This is a genomic window from Prevotella sp. MGM2 (genome assembly GCF_002933955.1).
GTDB lineage: Bacteria > Bacteroidota > Bacteroidia > Bacteroidales > Bacteroidaceae > Alloprevotella.
In genome coordinates, this window is record NZ_BEWW01000027.1 from 1 (window position 1) to 10602 (window position 10602).

Annotated in this window: 7 protein-coding genes and 1 tRNA gene; all 8 read left to right on the top strand. The window is 44.2% G+C overall.

The genetic code is table 11. The features are described from left to right. The first annotated feature begins 219 nt into the window (after positions 1-219). The 8 genes from pyrE (at position 220) to C5S62_RS00570 (ending at position 10310) form a co-directional block, all read left to right on the top strand. Complete coding sequence (pyrE, locus tag C5S62_RS00535; RefSeq protein ID WP_104403602.1) at positions 220-852, top strand: orotate phosphoribosyltransferase; 633 nt, start codon at positions 220-222, stop codon at positions 850-852. A 123-nt stretch (positions 853-975) separates the two neighbouring features. Beyond that, on the top strand, positions 976-2619 hold the full coding sequence (locus C5S62_RS00540; RefSeq protein WP_104403603.1) for a fumarate hydratase: 1644 nt from the start codon (positions 976-978) through the stop codon (positions 2617-2619). A gap of 430 nt (positions 2620-3049) precedes the next feature. Further along, a tRNA-Arg gene (locus C5S62_RS00545) sits at positions 3050-3121 on the top strand. A 300-nt stretch (positions 3122-3421) separates the two neighbouring features. Beyond that, positions 3422-5650, top strand: a complete 2229-nt coding sequence (gene pflB, locus C5S62_RS00550; RefSeq protein WP_104403604.1) for a formate C-acetyltransferase — start codon at positions 3422-3424, stop codon at positions 5648-5650. Between the two features lie 294 nt (positions 5651-5944). Next, on the top strand, positions 5945-7720 hold the full coding sequence (locus tag C5S62_RS00555) for an oxaloacetate decarboxylase (RefSeq protein ID WP_104403605.1): 1776 nt from the start codon (positions 5945-5947) through the stop codon (positions 7718-7720). A 121-nt stretch (positions 7721-7841) separates the two neighbouring features. Next, on the top strand, positions 7842-8246 hold the full coding sequence (locus C5S62_RS00560) for an FKBP-type peptidyl-prolyl cis-trans isomerase (protein ID WP_104403606.1): 405 nt from the start codon (positions 7842-7844) through the stop codon (positions 8244-8246). 169 nt (positions 8247-8415) lie between these two features. After that, positions 8416-9273: an enoyl-ACP reductase gene (locus C5S62_RS00565; RefSeq protein WP_104403607.1), complete on the top strand. Its 858-nt coding sequence runs from the start codon at positions 8416-8418 to the stop codon at positions 9271-9273. 107 nt (positions 9274-9380) lie between these two features. After that, on the top strand, positions 9381-10310 hold the full coding sequence (locus C5S62_RS00570) for a lipopolysaccharide assembly protein LapB (RefSeq protein ID WP_172486210.1): 930 nt from the start codon (positions 9381-9383) through the stop codon (positions 10308-10310). The last annotated feature ends 292 nt before the right edge of the window (positions 10311-10602 follow it).

The following is a 10602-nucleotide window of genomic DNA, read 5'->3' on the forward strand; positions in this document are numbered from 1 at the left end:
CGGACTTTTCAGATTCTCCCTGTTACGGCCTGTATTTCATGTCCTGAAAATGTTTTGAAAGGTTAAAAATGTTAAAGTTGATAAGTCTTCTTGAAGAGTGGACGGCCTGAAAAATATAAAATATAATTGACAGGAAATAAAATCGTGGAATAAGTGTTACCGGTTAGGGAAAAAAATGTAATTTTGCGGTGAACATAAATAAAGACCATTTAAAGATTTATGAGTACACTAGAGAAAATATTTGCCGAAAAGCTGTTAAACGTTAAAGCCATCAAACTGCAACCCGAACAGCCCTTTACCTGGGCTAGCGGTTGGAAGTCGCCTTTTTACTGCGACAACCGTAAGACGTTGGCGTTTCCCGCCTTGCGCAGTTTTGTGAAGCTCGAACTCAGTCGTCTGGTAGCCGAAAAATATCCTGAAGCCGAAGCCGTGGCCGGCGTTGCCACAGGAGCCATCGCGCAAGGCGCCTTGGTGGCCGATGCCCTCGGTCTGCCTTTTGCCTATGTGCGCTCCAAAGCCAAAGACCACGGAATGACCAACCTTATTGAAGGTGACCTCCAACCCGGTATGAAGGTGGTAGTGGTAGAGGATCTCATCTCGACCGGCGGCAGCAGCCTGAAGGCCGTAGAGGCTTTGCGTGCCCATGGTTGCGAGGTGGTGGGCATGGTGGCGGCCTATACTTACGGCTTCCCCGTTGCCGGAGAAGCTTTTGCCGCTGCCGGTGTGGAACTTACCACACTGACCAACTACGAAGCCGTGGTTGACGTGGCTCTTGCCACGGGCTACATCAAGCCTGAGCATGTCTCTATGCTGGGAGAATGGCGCAGAAATCCCGCAGAATGGGGAAAGTGACAACAGCCGGCAGGCAGACTGGCTTCTTGGGGTGATATGATTCTCCGTCAAGCGGCCGGTTGCCAGCATTTGTCTGCCGTTTATCCGTAATTCGTTATTCGTCTGCTAAAAATACTATATATTATGGCTCAAACACCCGAATTTAAGTATGCTCCCATGTTTCAGACCGGAAAGGATGAGACGGAGTATTATTTGCTGACTAAGGACTATGTTTCCGTTGGCGATTTCGAAGGCAATCCCATTCTGAAAGTACAGCCCGAAGGTCTGACTATGATGATAAACCAGGCTTTCCGTGATGTGTCCTTTCTGTTGCGCCGCTCGCATAACGAGCAGGTCGCTAAAATTCTGACCGATCCGGAGGCATCCGATAACGATAAATACGTTGCCCTCACTTTCCTTCGCAACGCCGAAGTGTCGGCAAAAGGTCAGTTGCCTATCTGTCAGGACACCGGTACGGCAATCGTCCATGGCGAAAAAGGACAGCAGGTGTGGACCGGCTTTTGTGATGAAGAGGCCATATCAAAGGGCGTTTATAAAACCTATACGGAGGAAAATCTGCGCTATTCCCAAAACGCTCCTCTCACAATGTACGATGAGGTGAATACAAAGTGTAATCTTCCTGCCCAAATCGACATAGAGGCCACTCATGGCATGGAATATCGCTTTCTTTGTGTGACAAAAGGTGGCGGTTCTGCCAATAAGACCTATCTTTATCAGGAAACCAAAGCTATACTTAATCCCGCAACACTCGTGCCATTCCTTGTTTCAAAAATGAAAACGCTCGGCACGGCTGCCTGTCCGCCTTATCATATCGCTTTTGTTATCGGCGGTACTTCAGCAGAGAAAAATCTATTGACCGTAAAACTCGCTTCCACTCATTATTACGACACTCTGCCTACTACAGGCGATGAAACAGGTCGTGCTTTCCGCGATGTGGAACTTGAAAAACAACTCCTTGAGGAGGCTTATAACATTGGACTCGGCGCCCAGTTCGGCGGCAAATATTTTGCCCACGACATCCGCGTAGTCCGTCTTCCGCGTCATGGTGCCAGCTGTCCCGTGGGGCTAGGGGTTAGCTGTTCGGCCGACCGCAATATCAAATGTAAAATCAATCAGGACGGCATTTGGGTGGAGAAAATGGACGACAACCCCGGCAGTCTCATTCCTGAAGCATTGCGCGAAGCCGGCGAAGGTCAGGCCATACGCATCGATCTGAACCGACCGATGGCCGAAATATGCCAGGCGCTGAGCCAATATCCAGTGTCCACCCGCGTAAGTCTCAACGGCACTATAATTGTGGCCCGCGATATTGCTCATGCCAAGCTCAAGGAACGCCTTGACCGTGGCGAAGGATTACCTGAATATATAAAGAACCATCCCGTGCTCTATGCCGGACCGGCTAAAACACCAGAAGGCATGGCTTGCGGCTCAATGGGGCCCACTACAGCCGGACGTATGGACCCCTATGTGGATCTTTTCCAGGCTAACGGAGGATCTATGGTGATGATAGCCAAGGGCAACCGTTCTCAGCAGGTGACGGATGCCTGCCAGAAACACGGAGGCTTCTATCTCGGATCCATTGGCGGGCCTGCTGCCATTCTTTCCCAGCAGAGCATAAAGAGCATTGAATGTCTGGAATATCCCGAACTCGGCATGGAAGCCGTGTGGAAGATCGAAGTGGAAGATTTTCCGGCCTTTATCCTAGTCGATGATAAGGGCAACGATTTCTTCAAGCAGATAAAACCTCGCTGTGCCGGTGGTTGTTAAAATGAAAACTTCATAGCATATACATATTTTCTAAAGGCACCTCCATGTTGTGAAGCACGTCGGTGTCATTACTCGGTGAAATCCCCTTTCGCCGGGAATATGGGGTCTATTGTGAAATAGCGCCCCATTTTTTATTCCTTGGAAATGGTCTTTTCCTTTCCACATGGATCTTAAGTTTCCAATTCTTGTAAACAGGGGAAGAGATTTTTAGAAAAATCAGTAAATCACTAGCTTGATTATTTCGTTCTCTGTGGTGTATTAATAAAAAGCGGTGTTTTCATTGTATATGTCAGATAAAATACTTAACTTTGCACTGCTTTGCTTTCATGAGTGGGAGCGCCTGTTTAAAAGGGTTGCGGAATGATTGAGGCTTTAGGCGTCAAGGTTTGATGCCCAAGTTGGATGGGTATTTTCTGGTGAAAGTGATTAAGCCCCTGTAGTTTAATGGATAGAATGAAGGATTCCGGTTCCTTTGATAAGGGTTCGATTCCCTTCGGGGGTACACAGTTAAGAGTCAACTTTCGAAAGTTGGCTCTTTTTGTTTTTACTTTTTCTACAGTTTAATAAAAGAGAGTGGTTGAACCGCTTTGGGCTGTCTGTTGTATTTGATTGTTTGTTTTTCTGAAAAGATTGTAATAATTATTGTTCTATAATGATTTTTATTTACTTGTAGTATGCGACTCATGCGCCTTTGTTGAAAATCATGGCTTTATGATTCTCTTTTCATTAGTTGTCTTTGGCGGTTTAATAAAAATTAGTATCTTTGCAGCCTCATTTACAAACCTACAAATATTTAAATTGTATGGATATACAGAATCAATTTATTGACGGCGCTTGGAGCCAGGGTATCAATGTTACAGATTTTGTACGCAAGAATATCACTCCGTATGAAGGTGATTCCTCTTTCTTGCAAGGTCCCACGGCGCGTACTCAGAAAATCTGGAGTATTTGCCTTAAGGCTCTTGAGGAAGAGCGTGCCAATAATGGCGTCCGCTCTCTCGACCCAGACACAGTGTCTACTATCTCATCGCATAAGGCGGGATATATTGATAAAGAAAATGAACTTATCGTTGGTCTTCAGACGGATGAGTTGCTGAAGCGTTCCATCAAGCCTTTCGGAGGTATTAAAGTGGTGGAAAAGGCTTGTGCTGAAAACGGCGTGGAGGTTAATCCTAAAGTGAAAGACATTTTCACTCATTACCGTAAAACTCATAACGATGGTGTGTTCGATGTTTACACGGAAGAAATCCGCCGTTTCCGTTCGTTGGGCTTCCTTACCGGGCTTCCTGATAATTATGCCCGCGGACGTATTATTGGCGATTACCGTCGTTTGGCTCTTTATGGTATAGACCGTCTTATTGAAGCCAAGCAGGAGGACGCTAAAAAACTGACAGGCCCGATGACTGATGCCCGCATCCGTTTGCGCGAGGAGGTGGCCGAACAGATTAAGGCGTTGAAGGAAATCAAGGTGATGGGCGAGTATTATGGACTTGATTTGAGCCGCCCTGCCTACACGGCACAAGAAGCTGTACAATGGGTATATATGGCTTATCTTGCCGCTGTAAAGGAACAGGATGGTGCTGCGATGTCGCTGGGCAATGTTTCGTCGTTCCTTGATATTTATATAGAGCACGATCTGAAGCATGGTCTTATTGATGAGACTTATGCTCAGGAACTGATTGACCAGTTTGTTATCAAGCTCCGCATGGTTCGTCATCTCCGCATGGGGGCTTATAATGATATTTTTGCCGGAGACCCTACATGGGTGACGGAAGCTATTGGTGGCCGTCTCAACGACGGACGTACCAAGGTGACGAAAACCTCTTTCCGTTTCCTGCAGACGCTTTACAATCTGGGTCCTTCACCCGAACCCAACCTTACTGTTCTGTGGAGTCCCGAGTTGCCTGAGGGTTTCAAGGATTTCTGTGCACGTGTTTCGGTGGATACCAGCTCCATTCAGTATGAAAATGACAACCTCATGCGCGAGGTGCGTCACAGCGATGACTACGGCATAGCCTGCTGTGTATCGTTCCAGGATATTGGTCGTCAGATTCAGTTCTTCGGTGCCCGTTGTAATTTGGCTAAGGCTCTCTTGCTTGCCATTAACGGCGGACGTTGTGAAAATACCGGTACACTTATGGTGGAAGGTATCCCCGAACTCAAGAGCGACCAACTCAGCTTTGAGGAAGTGATGGAGAATTACAAGCTTGTGCTTACGCAGATAGCCCGTGTGTATAATGAGGCTATGAATATCATTCATTATATTCACGACAAGTATTATTATGAAAAGGCACAGATGGCTTTTGTCGATACCGATCCGCGTATCAATATAGCTTATGGCGCAGCCGGTCTTTCTATTGTACTTGATTCTCTTTCGGCCATTAAATATGCTAAAGTTACGGCTCGTCGCAATGAAATCGGTCTGACTGAAGGCTTTGATATAGAGGGTGAGTATCCTTGTTTCGGTAATAATGATGACCGCGTAGACCATTTGGGCGTGGATCTCGTATATTTCTTTACGGAAGAGTTGAAGAAACTTCCTGTTTATAAGAATGCCCGTCCTACACTCTCATTGCTTACTATCACATCTAACGTGATGTATGGTAAAAAGACTGGTGCTACTCCTGACGGTCGTGCGAAAGGTGTTGCTTTCGCGCCGGGTGCCAATCCTATGCATGGACGTGACAAAAGTGGTGCCGTAGCTTCTTTGGCCTCTGTTGCCAAGTTGCGTTACCGCGACTCTCAGGACGGTATTTCCAATACGTTCTCTATTGTACCCAAGTCTCTTGGTCCTACGCCGGAGGAACGTGTTGAAAATCTGGTAACTATGGTGGATGGTTACTTTACAAAAGGAGCGCATCATCTTAACGTGAATGTACTGAATCGTGAGATGCTTGAAGACGCTATGGAACATCCTGAGAAGTATCCGCAGCTCACTATCCGTGTGAGTGGGTATGCAGTTAACTTTATAAAGCTGAGTCGCGAACATCAGCTTGAAGTAATCAGTCGTTCATTCCATGAGCGTATGTAATAACCGATAGCGTTTTTGTCCTAAAGGATAGAAAAGGAAAACAAACCGGCCCGGAATCTGTTAATAATGTTTCCGGGCCGGTTTATAATTAGGTAGTATTGTGTATAAAGGATTTCAGGTCTAATTAAATGGAAGATGCGAAAGGGTATGATTCATAATGTTTAAAAACGTCATATTCCGTTACGCATTTCAAAATAAAGTCGTATTTTTGTACCGTTGCTCAAATCTCGAAATTTTGAGCAACACTTGAGAAGTGAACATTAATCACTGAAATATTCATATTATAATATAAGTATGACAAAACGTAAAATACAATTCAGTCTTGTCTATCGTGACATGTTTCAAAGCAGCGGTAAGTTTCAGCCTCGTAAGGATCAGTTGGAACGTATTGCTCCCGTGATAATAAAGATGGGGTGTTTTTCCCGTGTTGAAACTAATGGCGGGGCTTTTGAACAAGTTAATCTCCTTTATGGCGAAAACCCCAATCAGGCTGTCCGTGCATTTACTAAGCCTTTTAATGAGGTTGGTATTAAAACACACATGCTCGATCGTGGTCTTAATGCTTTGCGCATGTTTCCTGTACCAGCCGATGTGCGTAAGTTGATGTATAAGGTGAAGCATGCTCAAGGTGTAGACATAACCCGTATATTTTGCGGTTTGAATGATGTGCGTAACATTATTCCTTCCATAAAATATGCTCTTGAAGGGGGGATGACACCGCAAGCTACGTTGTGTATTACTAATTCGCCCATTCATACAGCAGAATATTACGCAGGTATCGCTGAGCAGCTCATAGAGGCCGGTGCGCCGGAGATATGCCTGAAAGATATGGCGGGCATCGGACAGCCTGCCATGCTCGGCAAACTGACAAAAATGATAAAGGATAAGCATCCTGAAATTATTATTCAGTATCACGGCCACAGTGGCCCGGGGCTTTCCATGGCTACGATTCTTGAGGTGTGTCGTAACGGTGCCGATGTTATTGATACGGCAATCGAACCGCTTTCGTGGGGTAAGGTTCATCCGGATATTATCTCTGTTCAGAGCATGCTGAAGAATGCTGGTTTCGATGTGCCTGAGATCAATATGGACGCTTATATGGAAGCCCGAAAACTGACTCAGGAGTTTATTGATGATTTCCTCGGATATTTTATGAATAACGGCAACAAACTCATGTCTTCTCTTTTGTTAAGTTGTGGGTTGCCGGGCGGTATGATGGGATCAATGATGGCCGATCTTACCGGTGTGATGAGTGCGATTAACGGAAATCGTGTGAAAGATGGTAAGGACCCTCTTTCCGAAGATGCCTTGTTGGTACGTCTCTTTGATGAGGTTGCTTATGTATGGCCACGTGTGGGATATCCCCCGCTTGTGACCCCATTCTCCCAATATGTAAAAAATATTGCATTAATGAATCTTTTGACTGATTCGATGGGCAAACCTCGCTATTCAATGATGGACAATGCCATTTGGGGTATGATTTTGGGTAAGAGCGGTAAGTTGCCAGGTGAAGTTGCTCCTGAGATTGTTGAGTTGGCTAAGGAGAAAGGGTTTGAGTTCACTGACGCTGACCCGCAGAGCTACTATCCTGACGAACTTGACCGTTTTATCAAGGAAATGGAAGAAAATGGTTGGGAACGTGGCCAGGATGACGAAGAATTATTTGAATTTGCCATGCATGAGACACAATACCGCGATTATAAGAGTGGCGCAGCCAAAAAGCGTTTCCTTGCTGATTTGCAGGCTGCAAAAGATAAGGCCGGTGCGGCAGGCATGTCTCTTGAGGAGGCTGCAGCTCTAAAGCATGCTAAGGCTGATGCTATTGTGGCCCCGGAAAGTGGTACGTTGTTATGGGAAATCGGTGGTGATGCCGAATGTGTCAAAAGCATAGAGCCATTTATCGGAAAAGAATATAAGGAAGGAGAGTTTTTCTGCTATATTGAAAATAATCACGGTCAGATACTCGAAATCCCGGCAGCTCTTGGCGGTAAGCTTGTTGAGATTAATGCTAAGCAGGGTACTCATGTCAGCAAAGGTGATATCGTAGCCTATATTGAACGCAACGCATAAGATTTTTCGAAAAAGAATAGGTGGCGGATAAAGTAGCCGGTCGGTAATAGTTTTGGTATGCCGGCGTGACGGATGCTTTATCCGCCACTTGCTTTCTTAATTGATTTTATTCTTTTTATTTATGTCAAAGAAAACAGAATATTTGCAGAAGAACGCCGATTTTCTGGCGGCATTACGGAAAGAGGAAGATATAAAAGAATTGCCCTGTGGTGTGTTTTATCGTATCGTGGCAGAAGGTAAAGGTGTGAGTCGGCAACCTAATATCCGTAGTGTGGTAAGTGTGCATTATACAGGAACTCTAATCAATGGCCGTATATTTGATGATACCCGTCGAATCAAATGTCCCGCTGCATTCCGATTGAAAGATGTTATAACCGGTTGGCAAATAGCATTGCCTCGCATGCATGTGGGAGACCGTTGGATCATATATATACCTTCAGAAGCCGGATATGGCAAACGTGCTATAGGGCAAATACCGGGTAATTCTACTCTCATTTTTGATGTGGAACTTTTGAGTATAGCTTGATTGATTTTTTGTTGAGATGGTTTGTGGAAAGTTTTGTTTTTATTCGGTAAAGTTTCATGTTTATCTTTACAAGTAATACTTCCTGTAAAAGATTTGTTAGTGTTGCACAAAATTTGTATCTTTGTGCCGATTTTCTTGGTGTAAATTTATAAGATTAAATATTATAACAATGACTCACAATCTGTTGAAAGGCAAGCGCGGTATTATATTTGGCGCTTTAAATTCAGAATCCATAGCTTGGAAGGTAGCAGTAAAGGCTGTAGAAGAAGGCGCAATGATAACGCTCAGCAATACACCGATGGCGTTACGTATGGGTGAACTCAACGAACTTTCGGAGCAACTTAATGCACCGATTATTGCAGCAGATGCTACTAGTGTGGAGGATCTTGAAAAAGTTTTTGCTGAAAGTGTAGAAAAACTTGGCGGTAAAATAGACTTTGTACTTCATTCTATAGGTATGAGTCCTAATGTACGTAAGCATCGTACTTATGATGATTTAGATTATGGCTATTTGCAGAAAACACTTGATATTTCTGCTATATCGTTCCATAAAATGTTGCAAGTAGCCAAGAAGCAGGATGCCATTGCAGAGGGTGGTTCTGTTGTTGCCCTTACTTATGTGGCTTCTCAGCGTACGTTCTTTGGTTACAATGATATGGCTGATGCCAAAAGCATGCTTGAGAGCATAGCCCGCTCCTTTGGTTATATTTATGGTCGTGAAAAAGGAGTGCGCATTAACACAATTTCTCAGTCACCCACACCCACTACAGCAGGAAAAGGCATTAAGGATATCGAAAATATGATGGATTTTTCAGATAAAATGTCGCCGTTAGGCAATGCTTCTGCAGAAGAATGTGCCAATTATTGTGTGGTTCTCTTCTCTGATTTTACTAGAAAAGTTACCATGCAGAATCTTTTCCACGATGGCGGTTTCTCAAGTATGGGTATGAGTCTTCGGGCTATGAACCAATATGCCAAGGATATGACTCCTTATGAAGATGAAAATGGTAATGTAATTTATGGATAAATCATAAGATTTGAAAATAACTTCGGGCAGACATACAGAGAAACTTAGTAATGAGAATTTCTTTTTTCGGTCTGCCCGCTTTATTTTTCGTTATATTAAATAAAAATATGGGCCTGTTCAAGAAGTTCTTTTGTGCGGCACAGGTTGCAGCCGATGATGAGGGAGAAAAGAAAGAAAATCGCAAGTTTCAAACTTTACGCGATGATGGTGTGCGTGCCATGAGAATGGGTGAAACGAAGTTCGCTACACAATGTTTTGAAGAAGCTCTCGAAATAAACGCCAGCGACATCCAAACTATCGGTTTTTTGGCAGAAGCCCGTCTTCGCATGCAGAATTACATAGAAGCATTGCCCTTACTTATAACTCTTGCGGCGGAACAGCCAGATAATTTCGAAATACAATTGCTGCTCACGCAGGTGCAAGGCAAAACTGGTGATTATGAAGCCATGCACCGCTCTGTTTCCGGTTTGCTGGCATCACATGCCAATGATGCCCGTGTACCATACATGGCCGCAGAATCCGCTCATGGAAAAGGAGATGATTTTGCGGCTATCGCTTTTCTCACGCAAGCCATAGCTTTACACGAGGACTATGTGGAAGCACGTCATTTACGTGCTGAAATACTTGCTGAGATGGGGCAATGGCGCGAAGTTTTGGAAGATACAGCAGTACTGACGAAGCTTTTTCCGGACAATGATGAATTTTGGGTGATGCATGGTAATGCATTGACCAATATCGGTAATATCGAAACGGCTGAAATAGCCTATATACAAGCTATGGCAAATAATCCTTTCAATCGTGAAGCCGTATTGAGTTTAGGAAGACTTTTTGAGCAGACGTCACGTCTTGATAAGGCGCTGGTACTTTACGATGAAGTGATAGAGGCACAACCTGATTTTGCTGAAATATACAAACAGCGAGGTGGGGTGAAACATCGTTTGCACGATTATATTGGTGCTGCTGACGATCTGAAGCGAGCGTTGGAGATTAATCCTGATTTGGTTGCCAATTTTGAAGGACTCCATTCATACGCTTAATTATGTAAGTTATTATATATTGCAAACGTGATTATCACGTTTGCTTTTTTATTTATCATTACCTCGGATACTATGTGGGATATATTACTCATATATAATGAGTGGAAAACTGATTGCGTGCCGGGTATGATGAAAGAAATGTTTTCTTTGAAGTTGTCTGGTTTTTTCTAGTCGTTAAGAACTAATATCTTTATCCTGTCTTAATATAGAGGATGAATTCTGGTTTAAATAAGTTAATTTCGGGTCAAGCCGAAATTCCGGTGCATTTGTTAAAATTCGAGCGCTGAAATGT

What these genes read in the sequence shown, in the direction of transcription:
- C5S62_RS00540 (WP_104403603.1), top strand. Translation starts at nt 976, where the DNA reads ATGGCTCAAACACCCGAATTTAAGTATGCTCCCATGTTTCAGACCGGA.
- C5S62_RS00565 (WP_104403607.1), top strand. Translation starts at nt 8,416, where the DNA reads ATGACTCACAATCTGTTGAAAGGCAAGCGCGGTATTATATTTGGCGCT.
- C5S62_RS00560 (WP_104403606.1), top strand. Translation starts at nt 7,842, where the DNA reads ATGTCAAAGAAAACAGAATATTTGCAGAAGAACGCCGATTTTCTGGCG.
- pyrE (WP_104403602.1), top strand. Translation starts at nt 220, where the DNA reads ATGAGTACACTAGAGAAAATATTTGCCGAAAAGCTGTTAAACGTTAAA.
- C5S62_RS00570 (WP_172486210.1), top strand. Translation starts at nt 9,381, where the DNA reads ATGGGCCTGTTCAAGAAGTTCTTTTGTGCGGCACAGGTTGCAGCCGAT.
- C5S62_RS00555 (WP_104403605.1), top strand. Translation starts at nt 5,945, where the DNA reads ATGACAAAACGTAAAATACAATTCAGTCTTGTCTATCGTGACATGTTT.
- pflB (WP_104403604.1), top strand. Translation starts at nt 3,422, where the DNA reads ATGGATATACAGAATCAATTTATTGACGGCGCTTGGAGCCAGGGTATC.